The following is a 19,583-nucleotide window of genomic DNA, read 5'->3' on the forward strand; positions in this document are numbered from 1 at the left end:
CATTAAAATCCATTTGGAAAAGTAACGTAAGCACAAATACGGATCGTGGGACGCAGCCCGCCAGATTACTGGCAGGCTTCGCAATCACCATCCAGATTACAGGATTGACCGGGAGCCACCACGGTAGCGGGCTGAACCGACCGTTCCACCTGGATGTCGCCGGAAGCACTGGCGTTCTTCATCCAGCGGGGCTGAATGCCGAACTTGTTGACGTCCACGGTCGATTTCTCAACCTGGGTGGCTGCCAGCGTTCGCAGGTAGTACGTAGTTTTCAGACCGCGTTCCCAGGCCAGCATGTACATTTCATGCAGTTTCTTCCCGGACGGTTCTGAGAGGTACAGATTCAGTGACTGCCCCATGTCGATCCATTTCTGGCGATGGGCCGCACATTCGATAATCCACTTGGGTTCCACTTCGAATGACGTCAGATAACGGGCCTTCACATCATCAGGAATCCGCTCAATTTCGACGACCGAACCATCGTAGTACTTGAGAGCTTCCAGCATGTCCGCATCCCACAGGTCGAGGGCTTTCAGGTCGTCCACCAGCTGACGGTTGACCTGGGTGAACTCACCAGACAGGTTGCTCTTCACATACAGATGCTTGTAGGAAGGCTCAATCGACTGAGACACACCGATAATCGTGGAGATAGTTGCCGTAGGTGCAATTGCCATCACGTTACTGTTACGCATGCCGTTCGCAGCGATCGAATCGCGAACACGCTGCCAGTCCAGACGGGTCTGACGATCCACGTCAATCGGCACGCCCCGCTCTTTCTCGTAGAGGTCGAGCGTATCGATCGGCAACAGGCCGCGTTCCCACTTGGAACCGTGATAGGAACCGTAGCGCCCCCGTTCTCCGGCGAGTTCGGACGAAGCCAGAATCGCGAAGTAGGAAATGGCTTCCATGCTGGCATCGGCGAATTCAACCGCCTGCATGCTGGCATAGCTGATTCCCTGGGCAAGCAGAGCGTCCTGGAAGCCCATCACGCCCAGACCGACGGGACGATGGCGGGTGTTGGAGTTGCGTGCTTCGGCAGTCGGGTAGTAGTTGATGTCGATCACGTTGTCGAGCATCCGCATCGCAGTGCGAACCGTTTCTTCCAGCATGCCCAGGTCGAGCTGACCATCGACGATGTGCAGCTTGAGGTTGACGGAACCCAGGTTGCAGACAGCGGTCTCATCACGGGAGGTGTTGAGCAGAATCTCAGTACAGAGGTTACTGCTGTGAACCACGCCGGTATGATCCTGCGGAGAACGGATGTTGGACGGATCTTTCCAGGTAATCCAGGGATGACCGGTTTCGAACAGACGGGTCAGCATCTTCCGCCACAGTTCGACAGCAGAAACCTTCCGGAACAGCTTGATCTCGCCGGTTTCGGTCATCTGTTCATATTCGACGTACCGCTTTTCGAAATCGTGACCGTAGAGGTCATGCAGATCGGGTACACTGTCCGGGCTGAACAGAGTCCATTCGGCGTCTTCGCGAACGCGACGCATAAACAGGTCGGGAATCCAGTTGGCGGTGTGCATGTCGTGAGTACGACGGCGATCATCGCCGGTGTTCTTCCGCAGATCGAGGAACTCTTCGACATCCAGGTGCCAGGTTTCGAGGTAGGAGCAGACAGCCCCTTTCCGCTTGCCACCCTGGTTCACAGCCACAGCCGTATCGTTGACCACTTTCAGGAACGGAATCACGCCCTGGCTCTGGCCGTTGGTACCACTGATGTGCGAGTTGGTCGCCCGGATCTGAGTCCAGTCGTTCCCCAGTCCGCCGGCCCACTTGGAGAGCTTGGCGTTGTCGGAAACACACTTGAAGATATGATCCAGGTCGTCATCGACGGTCGACAGGTAACAGGAGCTCAACTGCGGGTGCAGTGTGGCTGAGTTGAACAGGGTCGGCGTCGCAGAGGTGAAGCGGAAGGTTGAAAGAATATTGTAGAACTCAATCGCCCGTCCGGTCGGATCGTCCTGCTCCTGGATTGCCAGGCCCATGGAAACACGCATCCAGAAATACTGAGGTGTTTCAATGCGACGGCCGCCAATGTGCAGCAGGTAACGGTCAAAGATCGCCTGCAGTCCCAGGTACTGGAACAGGTGATCCCGCTTGGGTTCGAGGGCCAGAGCGATACGATTCAGGTCAAAGCTGAGCAGATCGGGGCTCAGACGTTTGGCTTCGATACCATCATTCAGGAACTGCTGGAACCGATCGACGTACAGCTGATTCAGCTCATTTACGTCCGCGGGAGCGTTACCCAGGGCATCGTTATAAATGATCTTCAGCATCAGGCGTGAAGCAACGGTATCGTAAGCGGGATCCCGTTCGATACGGGTCCGGGCTGCCAGAATCATGGCGCGATACAGTTCTTCTACGGAGATACCATCGAAGATGGAACGCATGACTTCTTCCAGCAGGTCTTCTGCTGAGCAGTCCCCTTCCAGGCCGCGACAGGCTTCCGACAGGCGGGCCAGAATTCGTGATTCGTCAAAGGGAACTTTCGTGCCGTCTTTGAGGATCACATGGAACCGGGGTGCGGAAGACTTGAGCTCGTCTGCAGCGTCTTCCAGCTCTGAGGAGCCACGCAGGGCCCGCAGTTTGGCGCGTTCGGCACGATAGACGATGTAGCGACGGGCGATCCGGTAGTGCCCGCGACGCATCAGCATCATCTCGACGACGTCCTGAATCTTTTCGACTTCAATGCCTTCATCACTGCTGGCTGCTGAAGAAATTTCGTTGGCCACTGTCTCGACCATCTCCGGAATTTCCATCCGGATTTCATCATCGAGTGGCTGATTTTCCGCGAGATTCAGTTCTGCACGAAAAGCGTTGGAGATTGCTCGACCGATCAACGAAGCATCAAACGGAGCTTTGCGGCCCCCGCGCTTCCTGACGATCCATTCTGTTTGCGCTCGAATCATTCGATTGCCTCCTTAAAATGGAATGCTAAAAATCCGGCTGTGTCCATGCCGACAGCAGCTTAGGTGTATCCAAAAGATGTGTGGTGAGATGATCTGCAGTGACACCCCCAGTGACACTACATGAAGTGCTCTCGCTTCTCATTGCCAGAAATGACACAACAGAAAAGACAGGAAACATAAAGAGAATGGAGCAGGCAGGCAGCATTTACGCATTGCATGAACTGGCAACTCCGTTTGCTCTTACAGAACCCTCACTGATCTGAAATTCGATTTCTGAACAATAACCGCATGTGAGAGTCGAGGCTCCAGCAAGTCCCTGTCAGACAGGTTTTTCGAGTCATCAGCAGACACGTTGAGCACTCTGAAAAGCGACAAAAACGCGGCCCGCAACGATCCGGAGATTTACCATCCCAAGGCTTGTGAAAACCAACTTCTTTTTGACCCAGAACGGAACAGCCGTGTACTGTTTCATCTGTGTCACTCACTCATAATACCCAATATAGTGTGTATATTTCAGTAGTCAATACTAAATGTTGGACATCGTCCAAAGATGTCAAGAATCATTAACCAGACTCATCAAAAGCCTGTATTTGTAGAAATTACACACAAATTTCATTCAAATCCAACCCCGAACTCACGAAAAAAATCAAAAGAATCTTTTCCGAATCAGCCCATCGTCAAACTCACCGATCCCCTTGCATCTTGCAAAATGAGACCAGCTTAATAGAGGGCAAACGGGGCGAACTCACCATTCTTCATCAGAACTTAATCCCCACTGAATTTGCAGGAACGGGACGGCTGAATCGGGGACCTAACGTCCCAACAGACCCCACCGCCGGGCGAGACTCTGCATCAACAGGCCGAAGAACTCTCCCTTTGAGACGACCGGCCGCGTTTTCCAGACGTTGAACTGCACGCCTTCCACATGATCCAGGATCCTCAAACCTCCCCGCGCAAACAGATCGATATCCACCTGCAGACGGCCCGGCAGGCGGGCCACCAAAGGTAATCCGTCCCGCAGATATTTACGCGCCCGTTCGACCTCAAACGCCAGCAGACATTGAAATGCAGGGTTAAATTCACGGTTCTCTAACTGCTCCCGGGAATAACCGAACTGATGTCGATCCTCCGCGGGCAGATAGATGCGGCCGATCTCATAATCCCGGGCCACATCCTGCCAGAAATTCGCGAGTTGCAGGCCTGTGCAGATCGAATCGGACCACGCCAGGTTCTCCTCGGTCACTGATCGGCACAGATGCAGGACCAGTCGTCCCACCGGATTGGCACTTCGCTGGCAGTACTCCAGCAGTTGTGCGAATGTCTCGTATTCCTGTACCCGCTGATCCTGTTCGAACGCCTGAATCAGATCATCAAAGGCCTGCTGCGGCAGATCGAACTCAACAATCGTCGGCATCAACGCAATGAAGACCGGGTGCAGTTTGACCGTCTCTGAGCCATGTTCCTGTCCTGCCTGAGGCAGTCCGGCGTAACAGGCTTCAAGCTGCGATCGCCACCAGCTGAGCAGCGCCAGCGATCGCTCTGCGCCTTCGATTTCATCCCCCAGATCATCGGCCCAGCGGCAGAAGGCATACACGTTGAAGAAGTGCGTGCGCAACTCACGCGGCAGCACCCAGGAGACGACGGGGAAATTCTCGTAATGCCCCAGCGCGACCCGCCGACAGTAGGCCTGTGCCTCCGACAGGGAAACAGGAGCATCCGTCCCCTCAAAATAGGCCGAATCCGGTCCCCAGGCTGCTAATTCATGCTCAAATACCGTCATTTAGCCGGAAGTTCCCAAACGCAGGGCTCCAGTTGATTAACAATCGCCGGTCAACTGGATAACCTGTAGAAATATGACTCAGCCGCTATAATATGCGAACCGCAGGCTGTGGTTCGCCGAGCTCTGTTTGTGACCGCCCGGTCCCCTCACCGGCTTGAATGTCAGCAGCAATCAGCTCCGATTTGACAGGCGCTTCACCGTTTCCCCCTGCCAGCTTTCAGGGATACAGCCCCGACAGCGGGAAATCAAGCGAGTGAACCGGCTCCCGTCGAATTCAAACTGAAAACGATTCCTTTGGATAATATAGATTCATCATGGCCATACCCAAAATTGCCATCGTCGGCCGCCCGAATGTAGGCAAAAGTTCGATCTTTAACTGGATCGCCGGACACCGGATCGCGATTGTCGATCCGACCGCCGGCGTGACCCGCGACCGCGTCACGTACCTCGTACATGAAAAAGAACGCTACTTCGAACTCGTCGATACGGGGGGCATCGGCATTACCGACAGCGACGATCTGTCGGAAGACATTGAACGCCAGATCCAGGTCGGCATCGACGAAGCAGACCTGATCCTGTTTGTTGTAGATGGTTCCATGGGCCTGGCCCACCTGGACGAAGAAGTCGCCCAGCGGCTCCGTTCAATCGAAAAGCCCAAAATCCTCTGTGTCAACAAATGCGATTCCACCCGCACCGATGACGAAGCAGCCCAGTTTTTTGGTCTGACCAAAGCGCCCGTCGTGCTCACCAGTGTCAAAGGGAACCGCAACCGGAATGAACTGATCAACACAATTCTGGATAACCTCCCCCCGGCTGAAGAGTTTGAAGAATCGGAAGGCGAACATCTCTCCAATCCACCCGAACTCAAAATCGCCATCGTCGGTCGGCGGAACGTGGGGAAGAGCACCTTCATCAACGCCCTGGCCGAGTCAGAACGCATGATCGTCAGCGAAGTCGCCGGCACCACGCGGGACAGCGTCGACATCCGATTTGAGTTCGACGACAAATCATTCCTGGCTATCGACACGCCGGGTGTGCGGAAACGCAAGAGTCTGGCGAATGACATCGAATTCTACGGCCTGACCCGCGCCAAACGCAGTATCCGCCGCGCCAATGTGGTACTGATGTTCTTCGATTCCCAGCAGACCATCTCCAAGGTCGACAAACAGCTGGTCGCGGAAATTGAAGAGAACCACAAACCCTGTATCTTCGTCGTGAATAAATGGGACCTGGCCCGCGAAAGCAAAATGACATCGGAGAAGTGGGACGAATACCTGACCAGCCAGTTCCGCACCATGCGGCACGCCCCGGTCGCCCTGGTGACCGCCCGCGATTCGAAGAACATCAAGCAGGTCGTCAACCTGGCACAGACGATCTACAAGCAGTCCCGCAAGCGCGTTTCCACCGGGCGGCTCAACAAGGTCGTGCGGGCGGCGATTCAAAATAATCAGCCCCCCTACTCCAAGAACCGACGTCCGAAAATCTTCTACGCCACCCAGGTCGCCACCGAACCGCCGACCATCGTTCTGAAGTGCAACGATTCGAAACTGTTCAGCGAATCCTGGAAACGCTACCTCAGCGGCGTGCTGCGGGAAGAACTCCCCTTCAATGAGATCCCGATCAAGATCTACTACCGCTCCAAGGATCTCAAGGAAGACATCGGCCCCAGCCTGGATATGCGTGACGAGCTCGAGGAAGACTTCGAGCAGGAGTAGGCATTTTCTGCTTACCCCACCGAAGGCACTAACACTCGCACGACACACTAATCGAAGTTCATCTGCTTAATGTGCGCCGCCGCGGCGTCTGCCAGAACGTCGCGGAACATGCGATCGGGATTGTCGAAAAAGGCGATACTGATCCCGCGATCCACAGAGCGGGTCGCCAGCAGGGTCTGCATCGGTGTGGGAGGCACATAGCGTTCCATGTAAATCAGCCGCATGCCGGGTCCCTCGAGATTCAGCAGGCGTTCAAAATATTGCATCGCCAGATTACCCTCGCGGGCCAGCACAGCCCCCTTCACCGACACCCGGAGTTTCTGCCATTCTTCGGGCGTCATCTCTTTTTTCCAGACCATGACCTGCTGATGCATGGCATCAAGCTGACTGGCAGCCGCCTCCGCAATATTCGCCTGAATCATCGGCAGCATACTGCGTGTGAATGCATAGAGCTCTTCAGTACTAAAGCGTTGCTGTTGAATCACCTGTTCCAGGAACTGTTTTGAACCGGCCAGCAACTGTTTCTGCCGCTTCAGCTGTTCTCCTTCCAGGCCAATGTGATCGAGTTGCTTCTCAACCCGGTCTATCTGACCATGATACTCGGCCAGTTGCTGCAGACGTTTCGTATTCAGTTCTCCTGCACCAGCTGGCCCCAGCATGAGGTAGATCGCGACCGGCATGTGGGCAAAGACTTTCACCGTGTCATACCGGGGAAACAGAATTTCCGAAGTCGTTTCCTTCCCGCCACGGATCAACACGAGTTGACCATCTTTCAGCAGAATGATCGGTCCGCCAGAGGCGAGGTCCAGTTTTCTCGCGGCTGCGTGCGCCTTGATGAAGTCCCCATTCAGCTTCAGCAGCGCGTCTCCTGCAGCGGCATCCGGCCCATCCGAGTAGGCCGCCTGCGGCAGCACCATCAAGATCAGAACCGCGAAAAGTAAGTGCCTCATATTCCTGCCTCCCTGAATGAGAATCAGCTGTGGGATTGAAACCGTGTCTTCCTTAAAGTCGATAAAACGCTTCCGCATTGTCGTGGAACAGCTTTCGCTGAAAAGCCTCGGAGCGATCCTGCACGATCCACTGCAGTGCCTCGTACCATGTTTCAAATGTCGCCGTCAGCGTACAGACAGGCCAGTCACCTCCGAAGAAGACACGGTCTTCGCCAAACGTGTCCAGGCAGAAGTCGATGTTCTGTTTGAGGTCTGCCGGTTTCCATGTTTCGGGAGTCGCAGTCGCCACGATTCCCGAAATCTTACACATCACCTGCTCCCGCTCAGCCAGTTGTCGCAGTCCCGATTCCCATTCCGCACGGGCTTCCTGCTGATCGGGCTGCACACTCATATTGCCGCAATGATCCACGATGAACCGCGTCTCCGGACAGGCATCAACCAGTTCCACCGCATCCAGATACTCCGCCGGTCGCATACACAAATCGAAACTCAGATCATGCTGACCAAGCAGCTGGATATTCTGTTTGAATTGAGGCGTCAGGCACATGCCCCGCGGCCGATCCGGATCGTGTAAAATGCTCCGCACGCCTTTCAGAAACGGATTCCCGAGGAACTCTTCCAGGTACGACTCAAAACCGGCTTCGCCCGGCTGCCCCCCAATGACGGCTCCTGACATCGGGTTGTCAGACTGAGCGCACAACTCGAGTACGTAGCGAGCTTCTTTCGGATGCAGATCCGGGTGAACATTTACTTCCATGTAAACCGTTTTGGCGACCGGGCAATTTCGTGTCGCCTCCCGGTAGTCGGACATCCGAAAGCTGCGACGCAGGACATCCATTCCAGGCAGTTGCAACCACGGCAACTCGAATAGATCCAGATCCCAGAGATGCTGATGCGTGTCGATAACAGGTACTTGATCCATGCCCGGTTTCTCCTGAAAAATAACTGAGATGCATGGTTGTTTTACCCTGTACGAAGACTCATTGCAAATCAGAATTCACCGTTGTTTACGCTGGCAATGAACCCGTCAATCCGTTAGAAGTGAGCTTTACCAGAAGAGCGTTCTCAGAAGATTACGAACTCGATGCAAGCCCCCCAGAATCAGCAGAATCCCCGGACCGAATACGAACAACGGCTCGCCAGTCGTGCGGCGGACGTACAGGCATTTGTGAAGGAAAGCGACCGCTATTCGACATGGCGGGGCTTTGTCTTTCTGGCAGCAGTCGGAATCCTGCTGGCCTCCACGCTGGGCGAAATCCTGAGCGCCCAGTGGCTCTTTGTGCCCGCGATTACCTTCATTGTACTGGTGATTCTGCACGCCCGCTGTATCCGCCGCCTCAAACGGGCCCGGCTGGCGGAAGCCTACTATCGAACCGCCCTGGATCGCCTGGACGACAAGTGGATTGATGTCCGGCCCACGGGAGAGGAATATTACGACCCGCAACACATGTACGCCGGCGACCTGGACCTGTTAGGGCGAGGCTCTCTGTTCCAGCTGATCTGTGCCGCCCGTACGAAGCTGGGAGAAGAGACGCTGGCCCGCTGGCTGCTTGGCCCGGCTGAGACCAGTGTCATCCGCGCGCGTCAGCAATCCGTCGAAGAGCTCCGCAACGAACTCGATTTTCGCGAGACGTTAGAACTGCTCGAAGCGGAAACCCATAGTGAAATCGAACAGACTCACCTGGCCGACTGGGTCGGGCAGCCCCTGATCTCCATTCCCGCTCCCCTGCAGTGGGCCTCGATGATCACGGGGATCTTCGCCGCACTGTCAGTCATCAGCTGGCTGTTCTCCTGGACCGGAATCGCCCCGATCGTAGTCGCCATCATCATTCAGGTCTGCCTGCTCTTCTTTGTGGGTCCGCAGATCCGCGAACTGCTGAGCCAGACCGACGAAGTCCGCGACGGGCTGCCGGTGCTCTCCGATGTTCTGTCTTTGATTGAACAGCGAGAATTTAATTCGCCGCACCTCCAGGCAATTATCGCCGCACTGCAGACTGACGGCGTTCCTCCCTCAAAGAGCATCGCCCAGCTCAGACGATACATTCAAGGCTTGAACAACTGCTTCCGCAATCAGTTCTCCGCGCCGTTGACGATTCTGCTGGGAATCCCGTTTCACTACCTGAGCGCCATCGAACGCTGGCTCAAACGCGTGGGACCACACTGCCCCGAATGGCTGGCCGCGGTCGGCGAATTTGAGGCCCTCTGCTCCCTGGCCGGCCACGCCTATGAACATCCCACAGATCCGTTCCCCGAAATCGTGGAACCGACAGCTGGTCCCTGTTTCGAAGGAACCAGCCTGGGACACCCCCTGATTCCCGAACATCAGGTCGTTCGCAACGATGTCACACTGAATTCACAGGACCGCCTGCTGATGATCAGCGGTTCGAACATGTCCGGCAAAAGCACACTGATGCGAACCGTGGGTACGAACTTCGTGCTCGCCCTGGCGGGAGCGCCGGTGCGGGCCGTCTCACTTCGCGTCTCACCCATGCAGGCGGGAACCGCGATGCGGGTCCAGGACTCGCTGCAGCAGGGAGCCTCGCTGTTTTACCAGTCGGTCGCCCGGCTGTCAGCCGTGGTGCACCTGGCGGACGCTCCCGAACCCGTGCTGTTTCTGCTCGATGAAATCCTGCAGGGAACCAATTCACATGATCGCCGGATCGGCGCCCAGAGCGTGATTGAAACGCTCATCGAACGGGGCGGAATCGGCATCGTAACGACTCACGACCTGGCGTTAACCGAAATCACGGACCTGTTCGGCGACAAGGCCCGCAACGTGCACTTTGAGGACCAGCTGGTGGACGGCAAAATGACGTTCGACTACCGCATGCGTCCCGGTGTCGTCGAGCACAGCAATGCCCTGGAATTGATGAAGATGATGGGCATTCAGCTGAAAGAAGTCGAAATCGACCCCGAATCCTGAGTTGCAAACCGCTGACCACATCCGCTCAACTGACGATATACATCGCCACCTGGAAATAGATTATCAGCCCCAGAATATCCACCAGGGCGGTAATAAACGGATTCGACATCAGCGCCGGATCCATGCCCAGTTTGCGAAAGCCCATGGGCAGCATTCCCCCAGCTGAGATTCCCATCAGAACTACCAGAAAGACCGCCAGACCGACGACCGTCGCCTGCATCAGAGCACCGGTAAAGGCCCACGAGATACCAAAGCTGATCAACGACAGCATGCTTCCCAGCAGCAGGCCCAGCTTAAACTCTTTCATTAACAGCGCATTTAATTCTTCGCGCTGGATATTCGATTCCAGTGCCATCGCCCGGATGATCAGCGTGGCAGACTGCGATCCCGCATTACCACCACTGGCCAGGATCAGGGGAATAAACAACACCAGCCATTCGAACTTGTCGGACACCGCCTCGTAATGTTCCAGCACCTTGGCCGCCAGGAACGAAGGGACCAGCAGGAAGATCAGCCAGCCAATCCGCTTGCGAATGACTGTGACCAGAGACGTTGACAGATAACTGTCTTCAAGTGGCTCGACCGCAGCCAGACGGTAGGCATCCTCGGTCGCCTCTTCCTGCATAATATCGATCGCGTCATCGTGTGTTACAATCCCGACCAGCTGGTTCTGGTTATCGACTACGGGAATCGCCACGAAGTCGAACTTCGCCATCTGTTGTGCCACAAATTCCTGGTCATCATCAACGCGTACCGAAATCACATCCCGGTTGATTAATTCAGACAGGGGACGCGTCGGACGGGCAAAGATCAGCTCCCGCAGCGAGACAATCCCCTGCAGTCTGCGGCCTTCATCGACCACATAAATGTAGGAGATGATTTCACTGTCTGGTGCCTGCTGCCTCAGTTTCTCCAGGGCCTGGGCCACGGTGATGTTCGCGGGCAAATACGCATACTCGGTCGTCATGATCGCGCCGGCACTGTCTTCCGGATAGGAGAGCAGCTTGCGAATATCACTCCGTTCGGCCTGGGCAATCAGTGGCAGCAGTTCTTCGACGTGTTCTTCGTCCATTCGCGAGAGCAGGTCGACACGGTCGTCGGGCGCCATCTCCTCAATCAGCTTGGACAGCGGTCCCCGATCAATGACCGCTACGATTTCAATCTGCTGAGGCAGTGACAGGAACTGGAAGATCTCAGCCTGCTTCTGAGAATCACAACAGGAGATGACCCGCCAGACTTCCCGGCTGTCCAGCTCGGCCAGAATTTCGGCAGTCACAGCCGGATAGAGGGCTTCACAGAACTCCCTGATGCCTGCGTTATCATTTTCATCCAGCATCACCTGGAGCTCAGGTAGCAATAACCGCCCATACATGCTGAACGCTCCTTTTGATTGTGATGTTGATCAGACGCCCGCACCGGCTACGAAGATGATCCGCGACAGGATGAGAGCGCCTGCCTGTCTACCGGCCGGTCCATTTTCTGTAAAAAAACACCCTAACCGGAGAACGCCAGTCAGGGTGTTGATGACTTCTAACAGGCAAGTAATTGGAACGTTGCCTGGTTGCTCGCAGGTCGCTTACCGTTTTGAGAACTGGAAGCTTTTGCGGGCTTTCTTGAATCCGAATTTCTTACGTTCAACCATACGGCTGTCACGAGTCAGGAAGCGTCCTGCACTCAGAGCTTCGTGGAGCTGGTTGTTGTAAGCTTCCAGAGCACGGGCGATACCCAGAACGATAGCACCGGTCTGACCAGTCGTTCCACCACCGCTGACGCGAACCCAGACATCAACCTTACCGTAGGTGTCGGTCGCTTTAAGGGGGGCTTCAACCATCTGGCGGTCACGTTCGACCTTGAGGTGATCATTCAGACCAACGCCGTTGATGGTCAGGTTACCGGAACCAGCTTTGATGCGGACGCGGGCGACAGCGGTCTTACGACGGCCGGTTCCCATGGCGACGCCATGCTTGTCCAGTTTGCCACGGATGACGGGCTCTGGTTTGACGACATCTTCCTCTTCCGTTTCAGTGGCCAGACCTGATCCCAGAGTCAACTCAGGAACACCAGACGAGACTGTCATCGATTCGGCAGTCGCATCCTCTGATGTCGCTGTTTCTGCTTCAACCGGGGTCTGCTGTTCTGTGGTTTCTTCTGTTACTTCTGATTCTGGAGTCTCATTTTCCATAACGGTCAACTACTCTTATCTTGTTTTACTGAAAAGGGATAAAGGGAAGATCGAGTCTTTACTCTCAGTGTCTTACGGGAGCAGGTACTCAGGCCATTCCTGGGGCTGCTGAGCCTGATGATCGTGAGTCGGGCCGGAATACAGCTTCAGCTTTTTCAGCATCTGACGACCCAGCTTGTTTTTAGGCAACATGCGACGAACGGCTTCTGACAGAACCTGTGTTGCCTGTCCGCGTTCCAGTTTCTGCTCTGCAGTCACGTTTTTCAGACCGCTGGGGTAACCACTGTACTTCGCGTAGCTCTTTTCCTGCATTTTGCGGGAGAAGTAGGGATGCGAATCGTGGGCCAGCTCTTTGCCGGTAAACTTGATCTTATCACAGTTTACGACGACGACATAGTCACCGGTATCAACGTGGGCAGTATAAGTTGGCTTGTGTTTGCCCATCAGTACGGTAGCAATTTTGGTAGCCAGCCGTCCCACAATCATGTTATCTGCATCAACAACGAGCCACTGAGGGTCGACAGTCTTTGCATTCGCCATAAAAGATTTTGTAGTAGACACCGGTTATTCCTCAAACGTAAACGATACAATATTATAGACTTATATCAAAACGCCCAACATCAGGGCGTCTTCAGATTGACTTCAAAAAGTCTGTAGCAGGCCGGTTTACGCCGGTAAAGGGAGCGCATACCAACCTCAAGGGAGCGGGTAACAGTAACCTTTTTGCAGGCGATCTTCAACTTCAGCGAGGAGGAAAATCCGAGCCAGAAGGCAAAAAATGAGAGAAAACCGGTACCGGCTGGCATCAGGCGCGAAATCCGCTTCCCGTCAGCCCTGATCAGAGGTAGGAGAGCAGCGTCAGCTGCAAGGCCTGCGAGGTTACCTGAAGATTTGCCTGAAAGGCCGTCTGGCGCTGGGTGATCTCAACAATCACTTCCGTCAGGTCGGTATCAAAATCCCGGGAAATGGCTTCCCTGATCTGTACTTCCTGATCCTGCAGTCGACCACTGGCGTCCTCGAGAATACTTAACCGGTTCCCGATCTCCGATCGCACGCCATTCACGCGATTGATTTCGGCATCCAGTTTCACCCCGATCCGCTCAATTCCCTGACTGTCATTGTTTCGCAATGACGTTTCCAGGCGGGACAGCAGATTAATCACCCCCGTCGCTTCTTTCGGGTTGGGTTCTTTCCCCTGCAACCCCACCAGCGGGTCACTGCCTGATTCGGTACCATCGATCCCCAATGCATACGCGAGCTCAATCGGCGGAATCTCCAGCGGTCCAGAACCTGAGGCATCATAAATGGTAATGCCGTTCCCCGTCGTATTCAGAGTGGCCTGCAGCTTGATGGGAATGAAATTCCCCTGTAGCGGCACACTGTTATCGGTCCCGGTCTCACTGACCGCCAACCCCAGGGCATCTGAAACCGCATTGCTGGCGATACTCAATGGCCCGGTCCCCGAATTGTCGGTAATGCGAATCGCATTCGTATCCGGGTCGATACTCGCAACCAGATTTCCTGGATCCACTGCGTTGATCGAGTCCAGCACATCCTGCACGCTCGCATCGCCGGCCAGACTCACATTCGCCACGGAACCGTCCCGTCGGGTAATATCCAGAGTGGTCGCCCCGACTGGTACGCCCTGCCCCAGATTCAGATCCGCCAGCGGCGTGGTACCATCGAACGTCTCAAAATCGTTGATCTTATCCAGCACGTCCTGCACGGTCGTCGCACCGCTCAGATCGATGTTGATTGTACTTCCATCACGCCGGTTGATCTGCAGCTTGTTAGAAGAATTAACATCGACGCCCCGCCCGTAATTCAATTCCGAGAGAGGCGTACTGGCAGAAAAGGTAGCAATCCCCAGTCCCGCAGCATTGGATCCGCCGTTATTCTCACCAATCGAGAAGTCCGCACCACTGATGCGACTTGAAATCGCCAGGCCATTCCGGACTTCATTGATTCCCAGGTTGAGATTAGGATCAGCCGTACGAATCAGATTGAAGACATCTTCAATCGTGGTCGCCGTCGACAGGTCGACAGTGTGAGTCTCGCCGCCATTATTGATGACAAGTCCGGTTCCGACAGTCGAACCGATTCCGGTGCCGCCGTTCAGAGAAGCCAGCGTGGTCTGCAGGGTGATCCCCGGATCGAGGTCGCCTCCGTTGATTTGTGCTACCGCGGTACTGGCAATCCCCAGTTGCGTCGCCAGATTCGAACCAGAGACATTGGAAACGGCCACGGTTCCCGCAGAGGGAGTTAACCGCAGTCCGTTCTGACTCGAAGGATCGATGTCGACCGTCAGCGTGACCGGACTACCGGAAAACGCATTCTCCAGCACGGTTTTGAGATCCTGAATGGTCTCTACCCTGGAAAGATCAATGGTCTGAGTTTCGGGCGTCCCGTTATCCAGCGTCACTGAGATCGACCCCAGTTTGGCCCCCCGTCCGCTGTGCAGGTCGGCGATGCGGGTCTGTAACGTTAAGGCGGGATCGATGTCACTCCCGATTTCCGGACTACTGGCGGCAAAAGCCGAAATGCCATCGAAGTTGTTGGCGAGCAGGGTCTGTGTATCGATGTAGGACTGAACCTGATGACCGTCCCCATGATAGACCACCTGCCCGTCGGCCAGTTCCTGGAAGGGGGCGACATTGGTCAGGCTGCCGGAAAAAAGGTATTGGCCGCGAAACGTGGTATTGCCCGCGTTGATGACCTGTGTCCGCAGCGCTGCCACCTGATCGGCAAGTGCCACGCGTTCCGCGTCGGAGACCGTCGAACCGACTCCTGAGAGAGCCAGCGTCTTGGCGGTATTGAGTGCATCGCCCACACTGTTCATCGCCGTCTCACTCATGGCGAGCAGGCTCTGGTTGGTACTGATGTTGGTCTGGTACTGCAGCTGACGTTCCAGAGAGGACTGGAGAATAATTGTCCGCAGCGCCGCTGCAGGAGATTCACTGAGCAGGGAAAATTTCTGTCCGGTGGCCACCTGCTGCTGGAGATTCGACAGTTCCCGGGCGTTGCTGTTCAACGATGTCTTCAACCGCTCAGAGAGCATCGTCGAAGGCAGTCGACCTGGTAATAAAGGACCGATATTCATAATTCACGGCATCCGTCATTCATTTCCGAGACGCAATTCTGACAATCCGCCACGGGTATAGTGTCTGTTTAAATCTGTAATAAAATGGTAAAGAGCTCGTCGATGGTGCTGACCAGTCGGGCGGCAGACTGAAACGCACGCTGGAACTTCATGACGTTGATGGTCTCTTCATCGATACTCACTCCGGAGTACTGTTCGCGCTGATTCTTAAGCGAATCCCGAAATGTCTGAGCGCCTTCCGCCAGCGCGCCCTCAGAGGCGGATGACTGGGCGATGCTGGATACCACTTTATCGTAATACTCGTCGAGGGTGATGCCCCCGAGTGACTCGATGGGCAGCTGTGAAAAGGCAGCCAGCGCGACCGCGTTGCTGCCATCTGAAGGGCCGCCCCCCTGTCCCAGTGCCAGAAACTGCTGGTTATCTCTCACAACCGAGTTGATTCCGATATCACTGGAATCGGATCCCGTGAACAGCGTATTGATGCCGATGGCCGCCAGGGCGCCACTGGTATCATTGGAGAAGCGGAACTCATAATCGGAGTCGGCACTCAGATTCAGCCGACCATCGGTCGACACACTCGAATTCAGATTCGCCACGCCGTTCAGCGCACTGGCCAGACTGTTTAACGTTGTGTCTGCCCCAATTCCGTCCAGGTCGACATTGATCGTTGTGGTATTGGTAATTCCCGTGGTCTTATTCGTGACTTTAATCTGGAAGCTGCCATGACTCGCCTGGAACGGCAGCCCCGAAAGCGCCGAACTCAGATTGGCGGAAGGATCCAGCGCCGCGGACGCGGAGGTCAACTGTTCAAAGCCTGCAGTCCCTTCTCCGGAAGAATGGATCTTGTTGAACTCAAAGATCAGGTTGGATGCATACGTATCCAGCTGATCCACAAAGCCCCCCAGGATGTCATCGCGGCCTTCGATAATTCCCTTGAGCTCTCCCCCGGTTCGGGAAATGTTACTATGAGTCCGAGATAAAAACACTTCCTGGACAACAACCCCTTTATCGGTGTCGGTCTCGACAGTCAGCTTCTGAGAGGAGCCGGCCAGGACCAGATAGTCGGAACCGGTAAACACATCGATGGCACCATCCGCGCGTTCACGAAACCGCACCGGGATCAGTTCGGAAAGTCGATTGAGCGCGTTATACCGCTCGGTTCGCAGAGCGCCCGCATCACTCTGCAACAGCCCGGAAGCTTCAAGCTTCGAAATCTTCGGATTCAGGTCCACGATCTTGTCGATCAGCTCGTTGGCCTCTTTCACGAGGTTTTCCACATTGACCGACTGGGTCTCGCGCAGATCGTTGATCCTCAATCTTAGCGAACTGATCTCGGACGCAAACTTCTGAGCTTCACTGAGCACAAACTCCCGGTCCGGAATTGAGCCAGGTTGATTCACCGCGTTGTTCAACTTGGCCAGAAAATCATTCAGACCGGTCGACAGGTCACCACCTGAGAGCTCGCGCAACTCGCTTTCCAGCTGCTTGTAAATCGTGTCGCGTTCGTTGATAGAAGAATATTCAGTGTTCGCTGAGTGGATGCGGGTTTCCAGGAACAGATCGATCTGCTGCTGAATCCCGGAGATCTCCACCCCCGTCCCGTTGATCAACGCTCCCTGTCGATAGGGATCGGACGGATTAAGAACCAGATTCTCACGGATGTAGCCGGGAGTGCCCGCATTGGCGATATTCTGACCCGCAACCTGGATGCCGGTACTGAATACCTCCATCGATTGCTTGGCCATTGATAATGCTGCATTAAGTCCCATGGCAGTATGTCCGTAATGATAAATGCGTTCTTAAACCATCGCCCTGGTCCGCCCGTAACGGGCAGCCACAATCAGGCCGATGCGTCAAAGATCGCCCCCCCTGAACCATTTTCATTCTGGCCGCCCGAGTACGTCGGCGTCTTTTTCCCTGCGTGCGCAATCAGCTCCAGGATCTGCGAGTAATGCTGAAACGAACGTTGGGCCACAATCCACTGGACCCAGCTTTCATGCCTGAGCTTCTGCGACCGCTGCTGCACGACTTCAATCCGTTCCGCGATCGGTTCGGAGACCTCAATCCCCAGTCCCAGACCAGGCAACAGTTCCTGCAGGGAACCGGCGGGCAGACCGAGTTGCTCCGCGGTCTGCAGCAGTTGCTGCCTTCTCAGCAGAATGAACTGCAGCGTATTGGTGAGCTGCTCTTCAATCACGGCCAGCTGTTCAATCCGTTCCGGATCGACCTGTTTCAGCGCCTGTGACTTCTGCTCATAAAGTTCGAGCAGTTTCTTTTGAATGGGTTCGAGATCATTCAGGATCCCGGTCAGTTTACCCAATAGCTGTTGATGTTGCGCCGGTACCGGCGCAGTTGGTGCTGCATGCATGGGAGCCCCCTTTCTCCCGGTTTACATAATCCGCCCCTCGGACGGTGAAAATCGCCTATCGTTATAATCGGCACAATCGCTCTATCTCTCGCGTCTGTTTTATTCAGAATCCCCTCGTCAGGTATAAAGACTGTTCTTTTATAGTGTTACGCCTGATACGGCATTGATCGATTCCATCGACTGCGCATTCAACTGGCGTGAAAATGACGAGAACAACGTGTCGGAAAACGCATTTCCTTCCTGCGAAGCCAGGTCTTCAGAAATCTGCTGGTCCAGTTGAGACTGAAACATCTCTTCCGCCTGGCCACCATGAAAATAAGCCGGCTTGCCCTGGGCAGAACGCAGCGCTTTGAACATCTGCTTATAGAACGTACCCGCAACGAATTTCTGGAACGCTTCCTTCAACTCCGGCGAACTCTGACCGGGCTGCTGTAATTCCGACGGTGCCTGGCTGACAGGTGTCAGCAGAGAACTCTGTTGAATGTTGTTTTGAATTCCAGACAGGGGGGCCATGGCTGGTGATCCTTGTGAAAATGATTCGAATGAAATACCGGCTTCTTAGTGTTCATCATATTCCGCGTGCAGTTTTCCGGAACGATGCAACTCGCGGATAATGCTGATCACATCTTCGGTAGGCACGCGCAACTGATTCAACGCCTCGACCAGTTCCTGCAGTCGTTGCGTATTCTGCTGACCTGGCTGTCCATTAACCGGCACAAAGCCTCCCGGCAGCCCCCCCTCGGCCGGATTACCAATGCCTACGGTCAGATTCTTATGTGAGATCACCACCGGGCTGATTTCGACTTCGCCGGTGACGACAACGGTTTGTGATTTAGGATTGACCACCACCCGGGCCTGCTGGTGCGGACGATCGATGCCGACCTCCATCACAGCTGCAATAAACTCGACCGGTGATTCGATATACTGACGGGGAATCCGGATAAACACCCGGCCCGGCCCCTGGGCAATCGCCAGTTGACTGTTCCCTGCTTCAAAACTGAATTCGGCATTGATGACACGGGCGACTTCACTGGCAGTGTGAAAGCCTGCATGACGCTTATCGACAAGCAACGTAATCGAACGGGTCCGACGATCGATAAACGAAAGTTCGAAGTCCCGCTCCATCACCAGGCCGTTGATAATCTTCCCGGTTGCCAGTGAAAGTTCGTCTTCCAGAATCACAGCTCCGGAACAGAGACCGGCGAACACTTCGTTACCGATTTCCGGTGTCGCTACCGGTGCGACCAGCAGACGACCGCCCCGCAGACTTTTAGCTCCCAACATGGAACTGACGAAGCAATCCAGCTTCTGCCCTTTCCGAATTCCACTGGCAGGAATCGTGGCTTCAATCATGACCAGTGCCACGTTATTCGCGGCAGCCAGATCCTTGAGATCGACCACCGGATTATTTAAGTGCTTGAGTGCTGCGGCCAGGCTGCGGATCGTCGGCAGATTCTTGGGCCCATCTCCCGTCCCGTCGAGCCCGACTACCAACCCCATGCCTGTGAGCTTAATCTCCCGCATGCCATACACGCTGCAGATATTCTCCACGCGCGTACGTGCCTGCAGTTCCTGTTGCGAACAGGTCAGCATTCCGAGGAACAGCAGACAGACGATAACAGATTGGAAGAACCGGGCAGACATGAT

The 19,583-nt window shown here is 55.0% G+C and carries 14 protein-coding genes; 2 read left to right on the forward strand and 12 right to left on the reverse strand.

All coding sequences use genetic code 11. The features are described 5' to 3' along the window. Positions 1-65 precede the first annotated feature (65 nt). Together F1728_RS10175 and hpnC are read right to left on the reverse strand one after the other, a co-directional pair. A complete protein-coding gene (locus tag F1728_RS10175; RefSeq protein WP_155364003.1) occupies positions 66-2,918 on the reverse strand; it encodes a ribonucleoside-diphosphate reductase subunit alpha in 2,853 nt (950 codons plus the stop codon). 811 nt (positions 2,919-3,729) lie between these two features. Further along, positions 3,730-4,698 carry a squalene synthase HpnC gene (gene hpnC / locus F1728_RS10180; protein ID WP_155364004.1) on the reverse strand — a complete coding sequence of 323 codons (969 nt, stop codon included), beginning with the start codon at positions 4,696-4,698 and terminating at the stop codon, positions 3,730-3,732. 314 nt (positions 4,699-5,012) lie between these two features. On the opposite strand from hpnC, the gene der reads away from it, so the two are divergent. After that, the gene (der, locus tag F1728_RS10185; RefSeq protein ID WP_155364005.1) at positions 5,013-6,413 is read left to right on the forward strand and encodes a ribosome biogenesis GTPase Der; all 1,401 of its coding nucleotides are present in this window, start codon (positions 5,013-5,015) and stop codon (positions 6,411-6,413) included. 47 nt (positions 6,414-6,460) lie between these two features. On the opposite strand, the gene F1728_RS10190 is transcribed toward der, so the two are convergent. Further along, the gene (locus F1728_RS10190) at positions 6,461-7,363 is read right to left on the reverse strand and encodes a hypothetical protein (RefSeq protein ID WP_155364006.1); all 903 of its coding nucleotides are present in this window, start codon (positions 7,361-7,363) and stop codon (positions 6,461-6,463) included. 52 nt (positions 7,364-7,415) lie between these two features. Then, on the reverse strand, positions 7,416-8,285 hold the full coding sequence (locus tag F1728_RS10195; RefSeq protein ID WP_155364007.1) for an amidohydrolase family protein: 870 nt from the start codon (positions 8,283-8,285) through the stop codon (positions 7,416-7,418). 162 nt (positions 8,286-8,447) lie between these two features. On the opposite strand from F1728_RS10195, the gene F1728_RS10200 reads away from it, so the two are divergent. After that, positions 8,448-10,286: a MutS-related protein gene (locus F1728_RS10200; protein ID WP_155364008.1), complete on the forward strand. Its 1,839-nt coding sequence runs from the start codon at positions 8,448-8,450 to the stop codon at positions 10,284-10,286. A 25-nt stretch (positions 10,287-10,311) separates the two neighbouring features. On the opposite strand, the gene mgtE is transcribed toward F1728_RS10200, so the two are convergent. The 8 genes from mgtE to F1728_RS10240 form a co-directional block, all read right to left on the reverse strand. After that, positions 10,312-11,658, reverse strand: a complete 1,347-nt coding sequence (mgtE, locus tag F1728_RS10205) for a magnesium transporter (protein ID WP_155364009.1) — start codon at positions 11,656-11,658, stop codon at positions 10,312-10,314. 204 nt (positions 11,659-11,862) lie between these two features. Continuing rightward, positions 11,863-12,468 carry a 30S ribosomal protein S9 gene (gene rpsI, locus F1728_RS32550; protein ID WP_350193566.1) on the reverse strand — a complete coding sequence of 202 codons (606 nt, stop codon included), beginning with the start codon at positions 12,466-12,468 and terminating at the stop codon, positions 11,863-11,865. A gap of 72 nt (positions 12,469-12,540) precedes the next feature. Beyond that, entirely contained in the window at positions 12,541-13,008 is a 468-nt protein-coding gene (rplM, locus tag F1728_RS10215; protein ID WP_145193687.1) for a 50S ribosomal protein L13, read from the reverse strand. A gap of 298 nt (positions 13,009-13,306) precedes the next feature. Beyond that, the gene (flgL, locus tag F1728_RS10220; protein WP_155364010.1) at positions 13,307-15,568 is read right to left on the reverse strand and encodes a flagellar hook-associated protein FlgL; all 2,262 of its coding nucleotides are present in this window, start codon (positions 15,566-15,568) and stop codon (positions 13,307-13,309) included. A gap of 68 nt (positions 15,569-15,636) precedes the next feature. Beyond that, positions 15,637-17,313 (reverse strand): flagellar hook-associated protein FlgK, encoded by a 1,677-nt coding sequence (flgK, locus tag F1728_RS10225; protein ID WP_155364011.1) that lies wholly within the window; start codon positions 17,311-17,313, stop codon positions 15,637-15,639. A gap of 95 nt (positions 17,314-17,408) precedes the next feature. Continuing rightward, entirely contained in the window at positions 17,409-17,936 is a 528-nt protein-coding gene (flgN, locus tag F1728_RS10230) for a flagellar export chaperone FlgN (protein ID WP_145036904.1), read from the reverse strand. A 138-nt stretch (positions 17,937-18,074) separates the two neighbouring features. Next, positions 18,075-18,449, reverse strand: a complete 375-nt coding sequence (locus F1728_RS10235) for a rod-binding protein (protein ID WP_155364012.1) — start codon at positions 18,447-18,449, stop codon at positions 18,075-18,077. 45 nt (positions 18,450-18,494) lie between these two features. Then, entirely contained in the window at positions 18,495-19,580 is a 1,086-nt protein-coding gene (locus F1728_RS10240; protein ID WP_155364013.1) for a flagellar basal body P-ring protein FlgI, read from the reverse strand. Positions 19,581-19,583: the final 3 nt, after the last annotated feature.

Origin of the sequence: Gimesia benthica, assembly GCF_009720525.1 — a bacterium.
Lineage (GTDB): Bacteria > Planctomycetota > Planctomycetia > Planctomycetales > Planctomycetaceae > Gimesia > Gimesia benthica.